This window comes from Neisseria arctica (assembly GCF_022870905.1).
GTDB lineage: Bacteria > Pseudomonadota > Gammaproteobacteria > Burkholderiales > Neisseriaceae > Neisseria > Neisseria arctica.
The window spans coordinates 1,206,717-1,224,753 of the sequence record NZ_CP091510.1 but is presented as its reverse complement, the minus strand read 5'-3'; the positions used below and the strand labels follow the sequence as shown (position 1 = coordinate 1,224,753).

Annotated in this window: 19 protein-coding genes; 7 read left to right on the top strand and 12 right to left on the bottom strand. The window is 37.6% G+C overall.

Annotation, left to right across the window (positions count from 1 at the left end; all coding sequences use genetic code 11):
• Positions 1-316: 316 nt before the first annotated feature.
• The 5 genes from LVJ86_RS05560 to LVJ86_RS05540 form a co-directional block, all read right to left on the bottom strand.
• Complete coding sequence (locus LVJ86_RS05560; RefSeq protein WP_047760085.1) at positions 317-940, bottom strand: hypothetical protein; 624 nt, start codon at positions 938-940, stop codon at positions 317-319.
• Between the two features lie 20 nt (positions 941-960).
• Positions 961-1,317 (bottom strand): hypothetical protein, encoded by a 357-nt coding sequence (locus LVJ86_RS05555; RefSeq protein ID WP_047760084.1) that lies wholly within the window; start codon positions 1,315-1,317, stop codon positions 961-963.
• Complete coding sequence (locus LVJ86_RS05550; RefSeq protein ID WP_047760083.1) at positions 1,310-2,062, bottom strand: TIGR04255 family protein; 753 nt, start codon at positions 2,060-2,062, stop codon at positions 1,310-1,312. Before LVJ86_RS05550 ends, LVJ86_RS05555 begins: the two co-directional genes overlap by 8 nt.
• A 282-nt stretch (positions 2,063-2,344) precedes the next feature.
• Entirely contained in the window at positions 2,345-3,055 is a 711-nt protein-coding gene (locus LVJ86_RS05545) for a hypothetical protein (RefSeq protein ID WP_047760082.1), read from the bottom strand.
• Positions 3,056-3,191: 136 nt separating this feature from the next.
• Complete coding sequence (locus LVJ86_RS05540; protein ID WP_047760081.1) at positions 3,192-3,518, bottom strand: VOC family protein; 327 nt, start codon at positions 3,516-3,518, stop codon at positions 3,192-3,194.
• A 946-nt stretch (positions 3,519-4,464) separates the two neighbouring features.
• Here LVJ86_RS05540 and LVJ86_RS05535 point away from each other — a divergent pair.
• The 4 genes from LVJ86_RS05535 (at position 4,465) to LVJ86_RS05520 (ending at position 10,087) form a co-directional block, all read left to right on the top strand.
• Entirely contained in the window at positions 4,465-5,727 is a 1,263-nt protein-coding gene (locus LVJ86_RS05535; RefSeq protein WP_047760080.1) for a DNA cytosine methyltransferase, read from the top strand.
• A complete protein-coding gene (locus tag LVJ86_RS05530; protein ID WP_047760079.1) occupies positions 5,724-7,892 on the top strand; it encodes a sensor histidine kinase in 2,169 nt (722 codons plus the stop codon). The genes LVJ86_RS05535 and LVJ86_RS05530 overlap by 4 nt, the downstream gene beginning before the upstream one ends.
• Entirely contained in the window at positions 7,885-8,988 is a 1,104-nt protein-coding gene (locus LVJ86_RS05525; protein WP_047760078.1) for a response regulator, read from the top strand. The genes LVJ86_RS05530 and LVJ86_RS05525 overlap by 8 nt, the downstream gene beginning before the upstream one ends.
• Positions 8,989-9,607: 619 nt before the next feature.
• Positions 9,608-10,087: an OsmC family protein gene (locus LVJ86_RS05520; RefSeq protein WP_047760077.1), complete on the top strand. Its 480-nt coding sequence runs from the start codon at positions 9,608-9,610 to the stop codon at positions 10,085-10,087.
• A gap of 28 nt (positions 10,088-10,115) precedes the next feature.
• Here the strand turns inward: LVJ86_RS05520 and LVJ86_RS05515 are convergent, their stop codons facing one another.
• The gene (locus LVJ86_RS05515) at positions 10,116-10,256 is read right to left on the bottom strand and encodes a hypothetical protein (protein WP_161796037.1); all 141 of its coding nucleotides are present in this window, start codon (positions 10,254-10,256) and stop codon (positions 10,116-10,118) included.
• Between the two features lie 119 nt (positions 10,257-10,375).
• Between LVJ86_RS05515 and LVJ86_RS05510 the strand changes: the two genes are divergently transcribed.
• Complete coding sequence (locus LVJ86_RS05510) at positions 10,376-11,389, top strand: hypothetical protein (RefSeq protein ID WP_047760076.1); 1,014 nt, start codon at positions 10,376-10,378, stop codon at positions 11,387-11,389.
• 31 nt (positions 11,390-11,420) lie between these two features.
• Here the strand turns inward: LVJ86_RS05510 and LVJ86_RS05505 are convergent, their stop codons facing one another.
• Positions 11,421-12,296, bottom strand: coding sequence for a DMT family transporter (locus LVJ86_RS05505; RefSeq protein WP_047760075.1), 876 nt, complete (start codon positions 12,294-12,296; stop codon positions 11,421-11,423).
• A gap of 685 nt (positions 12,297-12,981) precedes the next feature.
• Here LVJ86_RS05505 and LVJ86_RS05500 point away from each other — a divergent pair.
• Both LVJ86_RS05500 and LVJ86_RS05495 read left to right on the top strand, forming a co-directional pair.
• Complete coding sequence (locus tag LVJ86_RS05500) at positions 12,982-14,190, top strand: AAA family ATPase (protein WP_053008285.1); 1,209 nt, start codon at positions 12,982-12,984, stop codon at positions 14,188-14,190.
• Between the two features lie 3 nt (positions 14,191-14,193).
• A complete protein-coding gene (locus LVJ86_RS05495) occupies positions 14,194-14,940 on the top strand; it encodes a hypothetical protein (RefSeq protein ID WP_047760073.1) in 747 nt (248 codons plus the stop codon).
• Between the two features lie 87 nt (positions 14,941-15,027).
• Here the strand turns inward: LVJ86_RS05495 and LVJ86_RS05490 are convergent, their stop codons facing one another.
• The 5 genes from LVJ86_RS05490 to LVJ86_RS05470 all read right to left on the bottom strand — a co-directional run bounded on the left by LVJ86_RS05490 (position 15,028) and on the right by LVJ86_RS05470 (position 18,034).
• Positions 15,028-15,477, bottom strand: coding sequence for a hypothetical protein (locus LVJ86_RS05490; protein ID WP_053008284.1), 450 nt, complete (start codon positions 15,475-15,477; stop codon positions 15,028-15,030).
• Between the two features lie 78 nt (positions 15,478-15,555).
• A complete protein-coding gene (locus tag LVJ86_RS05485; RefSeq protein ID WP_053008283.1) occupies positions 15,556-16,317 on the bottom strand; it encodes a DUF1281 family ferredoxin-like fold protein in 762 nt (253 codons plus the stop codon).
• 162 nt (positions 16,318-16,479) lie between these two features.
• Positions 16,480-16,965 (bottom strand): hypothetical protein, encoded by a 486-nt coding sequence (locus LVJ86_RS05480; RefSeq protein WP_047760072.1) that lies wholly within the window; start codon positions 16,963-16,965, stop codon positions 16,480-16,482.
• Between the two features lie 216 nt (positions 16,966-17,181).
• Positions 17,182-17,718, bottom strand: a complete 537-nt coding sequence (locus LVJ86_RS05475) for a hypothetical protein (protein WP_047760071.1) — start codon at positions 17,716-17,718, stop codon at positions 17,182-17,184.
• Between the two features lie 49 nt (positions 17,719-17,767).
• Entirely contained in the window at positions 17,768-18,034 is a 267-nt protein-coding gene (locus LVJ86_RS05470; RefSeq protein ID WP_047760070.1) for a hypothetical protein, read from the bottom strand.
• Positions 18,035-18,037: the final 3 nt, after the last annotated feature.

Here is an 18,037-nt window from a genome sequence, read left to right as displayed (position 1 = left end):
CTACATTAGTATACCTAAAACGATATGTAATACAAAATTTTAATGTCTATAAAAAAGGTTCTAATTTCTTGTAAGCATTGATTTTTCTTATTTATCAAGGGTAAAAAATGAGTAAATACATAAAGTTAATTTTTATAAAAAATGATCTTGAGTAGGATTGTTGCTGCAGTATTGTACAGCTGTTGAACAAAAAAATTACCGAAGTTTGGCTTTGAAGTTTGGCTTTTAAATTATATAAACAAAACTGCCCTTGCCACTTATTTGGACCAGCAATTTTTTACTGAATTTCTGGTTAAAGGTGTAGAGAAGATTTTTACTATAAAGAAGGATTATCTCTTAAAATTTTCTCATGAGAACGACAGAAATGAATAGAGATCTTAATCAGGAATAAATAAAATCCAAACTGACTTAATGTAAATATTTTATTAGTTTGTTGCTCTAATTTTTTATTTTGAAAATAATTTATCGGTAAAGATCGTACATCATCAAGAACAACTATTGATTCAGGGAATTCTTCTTCTAGTTTAGGAAGATAAAATAGGGATGTTACTCGCTGTTTTTTGATTGCATCAATCTTAGAATCTATTCTACTTTTAGAAATACCTGACTGTATTAATTTATCTTTATACATATCTAATTTTATAATAGGGGCAAAAATAATATTTGTAGGAATATCTCTTTTATTTTCCGGTGAAATGTCACAGCTATTGCTTAATATTATTCCTTTTATAGAAGTTGTTTTTAAAGTTTCTATATTAACAATATCTAATCCTGACCAACCATCACCCTGCAATTCATCATCATAGTGATACGATGTATAATAATTAGTATTATCAGGAAAATTCTCTAGATTTTTAATAAATCCTGCTGTAGCATCTTTATCTTGTAATAAATAAGGAGGCATATAGCACTTAATATCATTTAAAATATTTTTTTCCATGATATAAATTAACTGTGGTATTAACCTTGGTATAACTCATCAATATTATTAAATAATACTTTAGCGAACTCATCCTCAAGAGATTCTTGCTTAGAAAGTAAATCAACTAAAAATACATTCATGATTTTTAATAGGTTACTTTCATCATAGCCTAAATTTGTATATGTAGTTCCAATTGAAATTGTTTCGTTCGTTATCTCAGGTGAATATGAATTAGGCATGATACAATGTCTATTGTAGCTGTAGCCGTAGTTATTAGATACTTCTTTTATATAGTTAGAATTTTGTATTTCGCCCGGGCAATATGTAAGAAATGCAAGGGGAATTATGGATAATGTACTATTTATCTTGGATATACTGGAGTCATGCTTACTCATATTCAGCTCCCAAGTAACCTTTAATTGTTTCATTCTTAAGGCAATTCAAAAATATAGATTTATTTATATTATGAATTTCATCCAAATCATTTTTCAAATTACTCTTTAATGAATCAATTGATTGATTTTCAATAATTTTAATGGAGTCAATGTCAATAACAAGCCCTTTTTTTACATTATTTTTATCTTTATGTATCGCATTAGATATAATCTGGAGTATATTTATTACCCCATTTTTTTTGCTATCCATTCTAATTTGATATGGCTGATTGGTTAATTTTTCATCTCCAATAGACAAGGAAATATTAACTAAATCTACATGATTAGTAAGGTTTTCAGTCTCTATCAAATTAACATATTTAAGTGAAATTCTTTCAATGGTATCAATTAAACTATTATCAATAAGTATTGATAATATTGATTCAATTTTGCTTTTAAAATTTTCCCATCCTTTATATGGTGGAATACAAGATATAGAAACGCTGTTGTCGCCAATCAGTATATTGTAATCAGATAGTTTAATTTTAATCAGTGGTAGATATTTTACATTAATTTCATTTTGTTTAATAAACTCTGGTATATCATATGAGGGCAATCTTTCTAAAAGTTTTTCTTCATCTTTTAAACTTGAAAACAAAATTCCCGGGAAAACTCCAGATAAAAGAATATTTGTTTTTGTGGTAAGGCGACATTCAAAAATGGCATCAATTAATGGTTCTGCTTTAAGTCTAGTAGATAAAGTCATGAAATAATCCTAAAGTCGGTATGTTTGATAAGTATTAAAATCTTTATATGGATTCATTATAATTTAGACTAAAATTCTACCTTAAAAGGCATTCTTCTGCACATAAAGTTACAGATTGTATGCATGAATTCTCCATTTTTGTAACCTTGTTCGATAACCAAGAGAAATTTATCACAAAAAATATCTAATTGGTACTCCAATATCATAATTTATGGGACTGTCCTAGATCAAGATCGCGAATTTTGTTATTTTTTTCATTTCACGTCCTTTCTGCGGCCATGGCTATTTTGTCGCCGGGGTAGCCTCTTTGCTGCCGAATACCGGGCGCATAAAGCCGGTGTTGCCGCTGTAAACATTACACTTAGTACCCGGTTTAACCGGGAGACATCCGTATTTTCCGTCCGGCAATACGGTCACTTCTGCAAATGTCGGCGAAAATTTCGCTTTTAATTCTTCCATAATGCCGGGAGCCATCAGCAATACAGCACCGGTATCCGTAATCAGTTTAGCGGCCGTCATGGTCTCATCAACGGAATCGTTTTTAAGGCCGCGTACCAAAACGATCCCGCCTTTGGCCGCTGCTTCCCGGCCGATTTCTACCAGCTCGGCATCTTTCTTCATATCCAAAGTGGCATAGATGTAGTAGTCAAGTGCCGTACCGTTAGGATAAATGGAAAACGCCCTTTTTTCAATACGATGCGATTTGAAATCTTCTAATGTAAACGGTTTGAACTCCCGGCTTTCCGAGATAATCCGCAGTACGTCGCCTTTGGCCGCAATGGCAGCCAATTCGGGATTCGGGCTGTTTTTCAGCTCGCGGAAATCACGATCAGAAATACGTTGCGCTTTGCCGACTTGAGGGTAATTGCCATATTTCATATTCATGCTTGTTGTAGTGGCAATGGCATTGATGGCCGCCTGCAGAGCCAAATCGGCACAGCCGGAGAGGGCTATAACAGAGGTCAGCGCAATAGCTTGGCAGGTTTTTTTCATGTTTTTCTCCTAAGTTATATATTGTACTTAAAAACTGTTTTACTGAATTGTTTTAGCCGGCTCGGCTCGTACTTTATTGCTTATTACTATGTACAGATTTTGAATTGCCCATACTCAAACCCAATGCAGTGAAAGACTAAAGATTCTCTATCGGATAGTCTGCAGTAGGGTAGTACCGAAAAATCTCTTCACGTTGTTGTTCAGCTGTAAAACGCTCCCACATAATTCCTTGGGCATCATAATCAGCAGACATTTCTGAAGCTTCCGAATCTTCAAAGCCTAAGTGGCGCAGCTGCCCGGCTTCTTCTGGTCTCACGCTGATTGACAGATTAACTTGATCGGTTCGCCATAAGGCGTAAGCATTATCGGCTACCGATACCGGTTTTGCTCCCAGGCGTTTTGTATATTCCTCAATAGCGGGTTCCAATTCCTTCACAGCTAACGCTATGTGCAATCGTTTCATGTTGTGACTCCTGTTCTTATTCTTAACTGGTTTGAGAATACCTATGACGATTTGGTACAGATTAAGTTTGCTTCCCTGAACCCAATAATAAGCCAATTCAATTGGATATTGGTTGGTCAAGTATTGATTGAGTAACACATAAGCACGACGTCATCTGAAAATTATTTCAAGCTTTAATATAGTTAGCTGTATTCAAGCAGTTTTTAGTATATTCTATCCGGAGCAAATCGTGAAAGTTGTTGCATACACAGGCCAAAATAATAATGAAATCGTTACGTCTTTGCGGTCAATATTTTATAGTTGTCACAAATTCTGAGAACTGTTGAGCTGTTCAAAACCATGCAGATAACCCTGTTCAGTGATGGTAAAATGGAAATCAATAATACACCGCTTACCGGCGATTACCGCATGATTCTACCTAAACTGGTTTCTCGGGGCGTAAAGACTTAGATCTCTTTGCTGCAACTTAAGTGATTGTGACTACAGCGGGCAAGTAGGCTTAAACTGATCGTAAACGGATACATAGAAAATATAGTGAAAGTCTTCTAGATGTTGTGGATGTATGCTGTTCAATGACAGCTATGCGGGAAGGCTAAAGGTTCAAACAGCTTAAAGCGGGTATTTCGTAGTACATCGCTTTAGCGTTACAGACTGGTGGCTGGCTACATCAAGGCATCATCTAGCACAAACCATGCCCGAATCCGTTACAGACCGCAGATTATTTGAACTTTTTCGAAAAATTATTAATTTGCTATAATCTTCCAATTCAATAATCGGCTCAATATGTGGTCAATAAAGCAGGTTAATTATACAAATACAGTTTAGATTACTTATCCTAAGATTGGACTGCCTATCTAATTTTGTGTTTCAAAATAGTTATTACCTATTTAAAAGTTAAAGGCAAAACGGATTATGTTATGCGAGAAGTAATAGATAAGGTGGTTTTATGTTAAAAAAGCTATGTTTTCTTGATTTGTTTTCGGGTGCCGGAGGCTTATCAGAAGGTTTTATCCAAGCTGGGTTTGAACCTATTGCTCATATAGAATCTGATAAAGCTGCTTGTTTTACTCTTCGTACTCGTTCAGCATATCATTGGCTAATATCCAATCAGCAAGAAAATATCTATGAAGATTATCTGACAGGAAAAATAAGCAGAGATAAACTTTATGCCTCTGTTCCTGAAGAAATCATGAGTTCGGTGATTAACAGAGAAATATCCGAGGAATCTTTAAAGGATATTTTTCTTGCCATTGATGGTTTACTGAAAGATAAAACTCTTGATTTGATTGTTGGAGGACCACCATGCCAAGCTTACTCCTTAGTTGGTAGAGCATGTGACGCTAATAAGATGGTTGGAGATAAACGAAACTATCTTTATATCTTCTACGTTGAATTCCTGAAACGCTATAAACCCAAATTTTTTATCTTTGAAAATGTAATTGGCCTGCTGTCTGCAAAAGACCAAAACGGTCAACTATATTTTGATGAAATGTGCAGGTTGTTCAAAGAAGCAGGATATACAACCGAGTATCGCATACTGAACGCAAGCGATTATGGGGTCTTGCAGGCCAGAAAACGTATCATTCTAGTTGGCTGTAGAAATGCAAAATCAGATTTTTATCCTGAACCGGATATCTGGAATCCGGGAGTGTCTGTCAGCGAAATATTTGATGATCTTCCCCCGCTACAAGCTGGAGAAGGAAACATTCGAATGTGCAATATAAAAAATTACGAAGGAAAATGGCTTTATGATTCAGGCATCAAAAATAATCGCTTTCCTGTAACTTGGCATATTGCTCGCTTTAACAATGAGCGGGATCGGGAAATCTACAGAAAAGCTGTCGAGCTTTGGATAAAAGAGAAAAAACGCCTAGAGTATGATGAACTTCCTGAATACTTAAAAACCCATACTAACCGGACTGCATTTGTTGACCGGTTTAAAGTTGTTGCCGCTGATTTGCCGGCTGCACATACTGTGCTAGCACATTTATCAAAGGATGGCCATTACTATATTCATCCGGATATAAAACAAAACCGATCAATTACCCCAAGAGAAGCAGCCAGACTACAAACTTTTCCAGATGATTATTTTTTCGAAGGAGCCACCGAAAAACCAAGCCGTGCTGCAGCCTTTCGGCAAATAGGTAATGCGGTTCCTGTACTATTGGCCAGAAAAATTGCGGAAAAGCTTAAGGAGAAATGGATATGAGTACTAATGGTGTATACAAAATCAGACCAGCTGGTCGCCATTTGTTGACAATTGGCCGAGATCTTATACAGGATAATTATGCCGCAGTTGTGGAGTTAGTAAAAAATGCGTATGACGCCGATTCTCCTTGCGTAGAAATAAATTTCACAGCGAACGATGATCTTAAGGGATATGTTATCACCATAAAAGATCATGGTCACGGTATGTCTCGGGATACAGTAATTAATAAGTGGATGGTTCCGTCTACTAAGGATAAGCTTGAGCGCAAAACCAGTCCTGCTGGACGAATTATGCAAGGAAGAAAAGGAATAGGACGCTATGCGGCTTCAGTCTTGGGAAAAGACCTTCTACTAGAAACAGTAGACAATACTGGTCAGAAGACAACCGTTTTTGTTGAATGGGATAGTTTTGAACATTCAGAATATCTGGATGATGTTGAAATTCTGGTAGAAAATCAGCCTTCGCAAGAACTCCAAGGGACAACATTAACCATAACGGGAAATCAGTCAAATTATGAAGAATGGAATAAGAGGCAATTTGACAATCTTAGATTTGAATTAAAAAAATTAATTTCTCCAACTCCTGCAGAAAGTGTCCTTAATGAAGATCATAAAAACTTTGAAATCCGATTGATTATATCTGGCTTCACTGATATGCCAGATGTTAATGAACTCATTGAGCCTTATCCTATTTTGGAACTATTTGATTATAGAATCACAGGGAAAATCACATCTGATGGTCAGGGAAAACTCATTTATTCCAACAAGAAAGCAAAAAATACTATTGAAGAGGAAATAACCATAAACCGTGGACGTGATACTGCTTGCGGTGACTTGATTTTTGATATCAGGGTTTATGACCGAGACTCAGAAGCAATAGAAATGCTAATTAAACGAGGTTTAAAAGATGAAGCAGGTAATTATGTTGGTAAACGGCAGGCTGCTCATTTGCTTAACTCAGTTAACGGTATAGGTGTCTACCGTAATGGATTCAGGATTCGCCCTCTTGGCGATGCTGAATTTGACTGGCTTAAATTAAATGAAGAGCGTGTTCAGTACCCTTCCATGCGGATTGGTAGTAACCAAGTTGTCGGTTACGTACTTGTTCAATCTGAAGAACAATCTAACCTGATTGAAAAAAGTGCCCGAGATGGTTTACAAGAAAATTTTTCTTATGAACAGCTAAAAAAAATTACAAGAGAAGTGATTAGTGAGCTTGAAAGTCGCAGGTTCATTTACAGAAGAAAAGCTGGTCTAGGTAAATCCTCACTTAAAGTGGAAAAAGAGCTAAAGAAACTTTTTTCCTTGGACGGACTGAAAAAGGAAATACGGAAAAAGTTAATTAGCCAAGGAATAAAAGAGCAGGCAGCAGATGAAATTATTCGATTAATTACTGATGAAGAAGTAAGTAAAGAAAAAAGTGTTGAAGAAATTAGCCGTGCTGTAGCTACTTATCAGGGACAGGCTACATTGGGAAAAATCCTCACTGTTGTCATGCATGAAGGCCGAAGGCCATTAAACTACCTCCGTCATGAAGCGCCACGTATTAGTAGGTTTCAGAAAAAATTGCTGCAAACCGGAGATGAAAAGTATATCGATGAAATAGCCACTATTGCCAAAGGTGTTGAGTCAAATGCCACTATATTTTCTGATCTGTTTAAACGATTAGATCCTTTGGCATCAGGTCGAAGGGCTTCTCCCCAAGAATTAAGAATCAAACAAGAAATTCAGAAATGTTTTGATATATTCCGCCAAGATATGGAGGATAATCAAATTCAGTTTGAAATAAATGGAAATGATGATTTGACTTTATTAACTTGGCAACAAGATATTCAAGCCATTTTTACTAATTTGATTGACAACAGTATATTTTGGCTGAAGGAAAAAAACTCATTAAATGACAGAAGAATTCTGGTGGATATAGAATCAGAAAATAATAAACTGATCTATGTTGATTTTCGCGATACCGGCCCTGGGATTGAAACAACTCTGATTGAGGAGGGTGTGATTTTTGAACCGCAATTTAGTACAAAACCATCGGGAACCGGTATCGGATTGACTATTGCTGGGGAAGCAGCTGAACGAAATGGTCTAAAACTGGCTGCACTTCAGTCTTATACAGGAGCTTACTTTAGATTACAGGTGAGGAATATAGATAATGAGTGATATCAAATTACTTTTAGTTGAAGATTCTGAGAGTGACCAACTAATCTGCCAAAATGCGGTAAGCGATTTTAATGAAGATAATACCGAATTCAGAGTTTGCTTAGAAGTTTGTGGAAATGTTACAGAAGCTGAAGAAAAATTGAAACAATCAGACTTTGATGGTGTGATTATTGATATGAAGCTTACCAATTCAGGAGAAGATGAAGGTAATCAGGTTATTGAACAAATCAAGAATAGCTTTAGCCGTATCCCTGTTGTGATTTTTACAGGAACCCCGAACGTTGCCGTACAACATGGCTTTCCAGTAATTAATATATATGAAAAAGGGGGAGATGTTAAATATAGTCAGATAATAGAGGAATTCTGTGGCATTTACCGTACTGGACTGACCAAAATCCTTGGTGGCAAAGGCTCAATCGAAAAGATGCTTGCGACCATATTTACCGAAAATCTCATACCAGCTTTGAGAACTAGAAGTTCTTCTGGTAAACAAATAGGTTGGATTAAACATGCAGAATCTGATAGCCCTAGGACAGAAAAAGCATTGTTAAGATATACGTTGAATCATCTACTCCTGCATTTAGATAATGATATTAATCGTTGTTATCCTGAGGAAATGTACATATATCCTCCGATAGATGAACGGATTAATACGGGCAGCATTCTTAAGAAAAAAGACTCTGAAAGATATTTCATTGTAATGAATCCAGCTTGTGATCTAGCTGAACGAGGAGATGGTGGCTGTAATACTGATCGTGCTCTTCTAGTGGAGATACAACCTTTAGAAGAGATTTATCCAGATTTTAACTGGGACAATCTTTCTCGGAATGATCGAAAAGAACTACAGAGAATCTATAAAAATAATAAGTCACTTTATTATCACAGGTTGCCAGAAGTAGAATTTTACCCTGGTGGAGTGATTAATTTCCGGAGAGTATCTACATATACTGAAGAAGAGATTAATACCTCTTTTGGCATCCCTAAAATACAAATTTCAGCTCCTTTTTTAAAGGATATGATTTCACGATTTTCATCCTACTATGCTAGACAGGGCCAGCCCGAGATAGATGTAGAAACCGATGAGTCTGGAACATGATGTTCATTCTCCCAAACAACGTTTTTTCAATATACCCTGAGTTAAGAGTAAGGATATCAAGCCTAAACTGAAAGTGCGCAAGTAGTGATGGGGAAAATTGGTTACAGATACTGACTACCTGTAAAAAATTTTCTGGGAAAGCTAAATATTTTGCGTTACAAACAGATTGGCGACTGTCTATTGCTTCTAAGAGTCTCGTCGCATCACTAATTAATATGCTGCTACGAGGCTTTTTATAGTCTTTTGAAATTTTTCAGACGGTCTGTTTTTAAGAAAAACAAGTTACTCGTCTATTTCAGCCATGGATGTCATCTAAAAATTATTTTAAACTTTAATATAGTTAGCTGTATTTAGGCAGTTTTTAGCATATTCTATCCGGAGCAAATCGTGAAAGTTGTTGCATACACAGGCGAAAATAATAATGAAATCGTTACGTCTTTGCGGTCAATATTTTATAGTTGTCACAAATTCTGAGAACTGTCGAGCAGGTAATCCTATTGAGGTTACAAAATCAGTGCTATTTTGGGCATCAGACGATGCTTGGACGACTTAGTTGTGGATGGTGGTGGACTTGCCTGGGGCAGCCTAAATTGAATATGAAACGAAAAAGGAGAAACCAATGAAGCAGCATAAATACTTAGTTAACATCCGATGGGAAGGAAACCTAGGAGTAGGTACAGAAAATTACCGCTCTTATTCGAGAGATTTTTGTGTTTTTTCTGCTGCAAAGAAAAACGAAATAAAGGGTTCTTCAGATCCATCATTTTTAGGTGATACCTCCAAGTGGAACCCAGAGGAAATGCTAGTTGCTGCAATATCCTCATGCCATAAATTATGGTATTTGCACTTATGTGCCATTAACAATATTATTGTTATCGACTACATTGACTCCGCAGAAGGGCTGATGGTTGAGCACAAAGTAGAGGAGGGAGTAAGCAAGTTTGAAGAAGTAACTCTAAACCCAGTTGTTACCATAACCCAAGGCTCAGATTTAGATAAAGCAAGTAAACTTCACGATGATGCTCACAAAGAATGTTTTTTGGCTAATTCTATTAATTTCCCAGTTAAAATTTGTCCTAAAATAATCAAAGAAGAGTGAGTAAATTAACTCTAAATGTCACAAAGTATTAGGGGTTCAGCCGCCGCCTCGGTGTTCTGAAATTAAAACGGAACTTACTTTCTTTCAAGAGCTCTTTGGCTTTTTCATGCTGTTGCATCAGGTCCTGATTACCAGTATCGGCACGGATATAAATTTTGGCAACTTTCATCTGTTTTCTTCCTTCTTAAGAGAAAGTTGGTAACACGATGTCATCTGAAAATTATTTCAAGCTTTGATATAGTTAGCTGTATTCAGGCAGTTTTTAGCATATTTTATCCGGAGCAAATCGTGAAAGTTGTTGCATACACAGGCCAAAATAATAATGAAATTGTTACGGCTTTGAGGGCAAAGAAGGGAAATACATTTTATAGCTGCCACAAACCCGGAGAGCGGCTTGAAATGATTAAAATGCAACGTGGCCATACACATTATTTTGCTTATAAAAGCAAGTCTGACCATGAAAGAAAAACTGCTCCGGAAACTTTGACTCATACATTGTGCAAACAGGTAATTGTGGAGTTAGCACAAAACAGGGCAGCTACTCATTTGAAGTTTTTCAATACATTTGGCCCCTATAAGGACAGGGATGATGAACCGATTATTTTTGACGGCGGAGCAGCAGAAAAAACAGTTCAGGTTGGAGAACATCGTTATGTTATCGATGCGCTTTGCCACTTTAAATCCCCACCAGACTCCTCGCCGTTATTTTCATTAGAACAACGTTGGAACGGACTGATCGCATTTGAAATTTACCATACATCCAAATTATCATCCAATTCGTCAAAATGCCGTGATCTAGAGAGTATCGGTATCCCAGTGATTCAGATTGCGACCGGAGATCCCAAGAGCGCGCTTTTTCTCAATGAAGAAGAAGTTGCCAAAATGAATGAGGAAGATGCTGATCTTACAATTACAAAGCACTTGGATAAATTACGCCGGATATTTTCAAAATCTATTGGTGGGGTAGTTTATAACGACCCTAAGTCACTAATATATCTTGCTGCTGTCAAACTGACTAGAAAGCTTAATACACTACAAAATGAACTAGCTGATGCCAAAATACTGATAGAGCAAAAGGAAAAGGAAATTTCTGATTTTAAAAGTAAAGTAGAATATTTAGAAAATCAATACGCCCACCTTAGTTCGGAATCTCATTCACTTCATACAAAAATTATTGAATCAGACAGACGCTATGCTCGTGAAGCAGATCAAAATAAAGAGTTGAAAGCTTATATTATTCAACTGCAACAGGATAATAAAATCAGCTGGATTAGCAAGATTATTCGCAGGTTATGGAAATGATTATCCGCCATATCAAACAGAAAAATTAGATTTATTTTTTATAAATAAAGCTAATTCCATACCCTATAATAATTAAAATTCCACCAAATATAGAAAGCAGAGACCACGAATAGCCTTCTAAGATGCTGGAAATAAGCATAGCGACTAATGGAAATAGAATAGTAGCAAGAGCTGCTTTGTCAGGTCCGGAATTTTTTACTAAGGTTAAATACAGCCAAAAAGCAAGTGCTGTACAAAATACAGATAAGTAAACTAATGATGATAAATAAGTTATAGTCAATGGGATGCGAAATGAATAATCTTGGTATAGGATAAATAAAGAACATAAAACAGCACCATAAACGAGACCTAAACTTGTTGATGTCAATACAGGCATATTTTGTTTGCTAAAGCGTGCTGATATTATATTGCCAAGAGATACCATATAGGTTCCTAGTACCGCATATAAAAAACCGTGCCAAAGTTCTGATAAATTATGACTATATTTTAATTCGCTAAAGAATAGTAATGAAACTCCACCTACTCCTATAGAGCCTCCTAGTACCACTGCCTTATTAATTTTTTCATTTAAGAAAATCCGTTTATTTAAACTATTTATCAAAACTAAAGTTGAAAAAATTATTGAAACCAAGCCACTCTTAATATAATTAGTAGATACATAAAAACAATAATAATTTCCTGAGAACAATAGAAATCCCATTAATATAAAATAAATGTGATCCTTTATGTTAAATTTAGGCATTTTATAAATTAAATAATTCCATATTAATAAAATAATAGCAGCCAAAAAAATTCGATAAAAAACTGAAACTATAATTGGAATTTCTCCCAATTGAAATTTTATGGCATACCATACCGTACCCCATAAAAAAATTGTTAAAAATAATAATATATTATTTTTACCCATAAATTACCTCTTTATGAGGATGACGTATATCACGAATAATATTCTAAAATGGTAAGAGCTATTTTATCTGGTACAGAGTTTTGAAGTAAGGTTAAGGGCAAGTGGGTACCCCTCTAGTGTTACAGTCTTATATTGCCTGTGAGTCTTTTCTAACTTAATTTCATTTGGTAGTGCTTGTACAAACATCTGTAGTTTTTTTAAATTACCCACTGATTTGGTTCTCTTGTTTTCTAAGAAGAACAAGTTACTCATCTATATTCAGTTACGGTTCCTTCACAACTAACGCTATGTGTAATCGTTTCATGCTGTGACTTCTTTCTGAATCAAATAATAAGGCTGTTCATTGGTATTGCTTGATTACTCACAATTCGTAGCAAGCAATATTATTCAAAATTCGGGTTCCCCAAGCTTACCGGTAAATTGAGATGATGCATGAACAAACCTGCACTTGGTTTTGAAGCTGATAAACAACCGGTAGTTAGGTTAGATACTGAAAAGCTACGTTCGTAACGGCTCAAACCTTGTCGAGGAGCCTAGAATCTACAGCCGGACTTTACTAAACAATATATAAACTGTCGAAAAACTGTAATTTTACTGGAAAAATATCAACGTCTAAACGAGCTTTTTGTTGGATAAGAACAACTCAAACTCAAAATTCCGTTATACTTTAACTATTACAAGACTAATGACTGCACCCATTATGCTTAAATTTAAAAGTTTTAGTATTCAAAACTTCAAGTCGATAAACCAAATTCATATCGATTTTGATGACTTGACCTGTATTGTCGGAATGAACGGGGCAGGTAAAAGTACCATCCTTCAGGCATTGGATTTTACCTCGCAGTTGATGGCTGGTCGTATGGATGTGTGGCTGGATCAACGTGGCTGGGATGCCAAGCAGTTAATTAACCAGAATCTCAAACCCAAAAGCAGTTTTATAAAGGTCGCTGTTAATTTTGAATGGATTCCGGATGACATAGATCTCTTGCATACTATACAAATCAAGTGGGTGGCGGTATTTGATATCCGACAGCTTAAATGTGTACAGGAGAGTATTTTTTCAGGTGGCGGCCGTGAAATATTTCATTCGAGTGAGGGAGAGCTAGGAGATATTTGTAGTGGTGGCACTTTCATTGATATTTTATGGGATTATACAGGTTCGGTTTTATCATCTATGGCAGACAGTTGGTTTGAAGATAGATGGTTGTTAGCCAAAATTCGTGAAATTCTCTTAGGTATATCCTCTTTAGAGCTGTTGTCTCCTGTTGTACTCAAAAAAAGTTCACGGGCTACTGTTAACCGTATCGGTATGAGCGGTGAAAATCTTCCCAGCTTTATACATAGCTTAAATAAAGAACAGCAAGAAGAGCTAACTCAATCTCTGCGTGTTTTTTATCCCCATTTAAGCAAAATCACAACCAAGAAAAAAGTAGGCGGATGGGTACAGCTGGAATTTGAAGAAACATTTAAAGGCCAAAAAACCGTTTCTGAATCTATTCACATCAATGACGGCTTATTAAGGATTTTAGCAGTTTTGGCCCAGCAGAAAAACAGCTTCCCTACGTTACTACTCTTGGATGAAATTGAAAACGGCGTTAATCAAGAAATCATGGGGAAATTGGTTAAATTTCTTTCCGCTGGCCAAACCCAAGTAGTGATTACTACACACAGCCCATTACTGCTTAATTACCTGACTGATGAGCAAGCCAGACGAGATGTTTACTTTGCTTACCGTACTGAAACAGGAAGCTTGAATATCAGAAAGTTTTTTGATGTGATTGATGAACCGAAAATGCTGGATTTTGCGGGACCGGGAGAGGTGTATGCCAATACAAATCTAAATTCTTTAGCAGATAAGTGTCGTGCCCTTGATAATAATCAGCCAAAGGAATAGTTCATGCTGTTTTTGTTATCAGGCGAGGGGCCTACAGATCTAGGAAGAATGAATTTAGGTGTTAAAGGTAGAGAATTTATTCCGGGGCCGCTGACTTATTTCATAAATGGTCTTTTTCAAGAAAAATATAACTATTCCTTGCTTGAGAGTGGTACGGATCAAATCCGATTCATCACAGAGGCTGAGCTTAGTGATTTTGCCAAGCAGCAAAAGAGCGATAGACAGAGAGCTTTACTCTTGCCCGGTTTAAAAAATCATCAACTGAAACCTCATGGGTTCATGGCCCGTGCATTGGGTTGGAGAGCAGACTCATTGAAACAAGAAGAATCTGTCGAATGTGTGATACCTGTATTTTTCAGGGATACCGATTCTCCGGATGATACTGACTACCAAGAAAAGCTTAACTCTATTGATAATGGGTTTGCCGTTTCAGGCTTTCCGAATAGGGGAGTTGCAATGTTAGCCAAACCGAAGTCGGAATCATGGCTCTTGTGTTTGGTTGATAGCTACCAAAATGGGCAGAAATATGAAGAAGGTCCGGGAAACGATGACTCTCCGAAGTCTCTAAAAAAACAATTACGTTGCAAAATTAATCCTAATTCTAATAATGATGATTTGTCCGCTAGAGAATTAGTTGAGTTCATAAAAAGCTTTGAAAGTATTGACTTTGAGAAATTGGCTTGCGAGCTGGTTAGTTTTGCCGAGTTTATGAAAAGATTCAATAGAGCGCTCAACGCTGATATAGATTAAATTTTATGGGTATGGGTAGCACTGAAGCAGACCCCCGCCTAAAGCTATAAAAAAACCGCCTGAGATAACTCCCAAGCGGTTTTTTTATTATGTCATTTCTAACTGTTCCAATTTGCTTACAATATCATCATAACCTTTTAAAAAATCAAAAAGGTAGATGCTCAAATCGAAAAAGTAAACAGAACTGCTCCAGTCGTTGCTGAAATTTAAGAAGAACGAATAATACCAGCAACCTTGAAAGTTGTTAGCATAAATTTGAAGGTACTCACAGCTAATTTTCCCTTCAAATCCTTTTGAACTAACACTGCATTTTGAACTTACATGATGCAGGACATCGGGGTATTGGTGTAAAACGTTTAGAGCTGTAATCAGGGAGGGTAAGCAGAGTGTGATTTCCAAGTCCGGAACAGTAAAATCATACTCATTGTTACAAGATACCATATCCAAATCATCACATTCAGGCGGCAATACCAGCTGTAAAGCAAGCTCTCCACTACAAGGCTCAATCAATTTAAGCGGTTGTAATTCAGATTCCATATAAACTCCATTTATTCAAAAACGGAGGTACCCCGTAGGGTGCCTCCGTAGAACAGTGGTTAGCAGAAGATGTTTAAGTTACTCCTCTTCTTCAAAACTCCAACCGAAATGGGTTTCTGCAAACTGCTTGAACTCATCATCCGAACACTGATGATCATTCAAGCATCCACCGGACAAAACATAAGTACCTGCAAAAAAGCAACCTTCGTCAATATAAAGCACCTCCATCTTCAACTCCGGGAAAAGTTTCGCAATTTCCCGGTAGATTGGCTCCGGCAGAGACCATGCAGTATCAAAAGTGATATATAACTCTGTATCGCTTACATCGACATACTGATGATAGGCGTTCCATTTGGTACCCCAGTTTGCCATTCTCCACCAATACCAATTGGTATATCCATAACGTTGCAGGTTTTGGATACAAGCCCGCCCCAATTCAATATTTAGGTTGCAGGTTTTGGCAAAGTCAGGATACTGTTCCAGCAGATCAATAATCGCTTGCACCGTGAGGCTGTCCCAGTCAATTCCATTGCCGGCTTTATCCTTAAATTCAACACAACTTTTCAGTAAAGTCGGCCAAAAGAAGTGTTTGTCAAATCTGTCTTCATGTTCTTTTAACAAACTGTTTTTCGGCAACGTTAAAAGGGTAACGGTTTGCGGGCTGTCCCCAATACCCAAACTTTCCGGCATAGGGAAGAAGAGATTAAAGTCCACCACTAATCCGGACTCGGTCGGCTCATCCTTTTCCGGGTCGACCGGCCGCAGCAGCATGGCTTTAAGTTTGGCTACAACATCAGCAGGGCCGCTTGCGCTGATTTTATTGGTAACATGATTAGGCATAGTAATGCTCCTTAAAACGGGGAGCAGTTTCCCCTAGGGGAAACATTTCCCCACGGGGTTAAAAAAAATGCCCGGACACAAGGACACGGGCAGGTTTAGAGAAATGCCGTAGCTGCATTGCTGCAGCTCGGGTAACGGTTCACGGCAATACCCAAAAAAGTGTTACTGATTAAAGTAACGCTCAATTACCGGCATGGTTGACTCATGATCATAATCCGCACGGATCAGCAGATGGTTCGGCTGACCCGGCTGACTCGGTTTTTTTGTATAGATACCGGCAAACCAGCCGCAGGCGTCTATAAAACCTATGTCAAGTTCCAACTCGGGGAATCGGTCACTAATAGCCTGAAATACGGCATTAGGTGATTCACAAGTGGTGCAGAACTCAAAATGCAGTTCTGTTTCATCTAACCGGTGAATAATTTGATTAAAGGGGTTGTTGGTTCCCCAATTGTTGATGCGCCATGCTTCAGAATCTTGGCCGCTCAAATTTTTAGGCTCCGGTATGATGCCGTTGAAATCGACAATCAATCCATGGCCACCGGCATCGCGTTCCGGTATTCCGGCTTTGAACAATGCTGCTTTGAGTGCTGATACTGAAGAGGCAGAACCGCGAACGGTTATATTGTGCAATACATGATTCGACATGATAATCTCCTTAAAAAATAAGGGATACCATGCCCCTTTGGGGATTGGTATCCCCAATAGGGTTTTATGAAAGTGCAGATGCACGAAGATGTTGAAAACGCCGCAGCTACACGAGTGTAGCCGGATAATCAGCGGCATCATCCTATTGCGGAAAACAGTCCGCAGGCTGTGTGGGTTTAATTATATAACATTCTTTTTTAAGCGTGTTTTAAATTCTTAAAGCGAACGTTTAACCCGAAAAACTGCCCAACGGCAAACAATTTCAAACAAGAATTTTTCGTGTTTCGTAAATACGTCCTGCAGGCCGTAACCGAAATTGAAAATATCTTGGCCGCTGTCAGTCAACCATTGGATAATTTCCGATTCATGACGTGCATACAGCCATGCGGTATCTGCCGTTGTTAAATCGTAGATAAGCATGTCGATATTGTTCATGTTCCATCCGCTACCTTTTAACAGGTAGCAAATATCCTCCAAAGAACCGCCATTATCATCTTCCAGCTCGGTTGTCGCCCATGCCACATGTGCAACGAAAGATAACGGAGCAGAGTGATTCAAATTCCGCATGAAATCACCCAACGGCATAATTTCGGTAACAGCGTCAGCCGGTTTGCTGTTGGCCAATAAGAACGCATGAATTTCCTCAGCCAAGCTATGATCGCACCGGTAACGGAATACAACGTCAGCCAAGCATTCAGCCACACGTTTGGCTTGTTCGAGTGCAGGATTAATCAAAACAACATAATGTTGCATGGTTAGCCTCCCAAAAGAGGGCATCTTGGAAGATGCCCGGGGTTAAGATTTAGTGAAAACTGCAGTAATGGCGTATTGGCAATACATCACTGAAGTGTTGAATGTATTTAATCGCAATGCCTTGCTGTTCCTGTTTTGCTACTCTGAACAAATGCAGATCACAATCTTCCTCAAGGTAGGCAAACTGCCCGTTACGGTAGGAATATCCGCTGATTTGCTTGTAGATGCCCAAGGCGTGCAGCTCTGCAATGGGTACCTCCAGCCAACCGTGGCCGGGGTCGCTGTACTTATTGTAGGTATCTCGAAACGTAGTCATGGT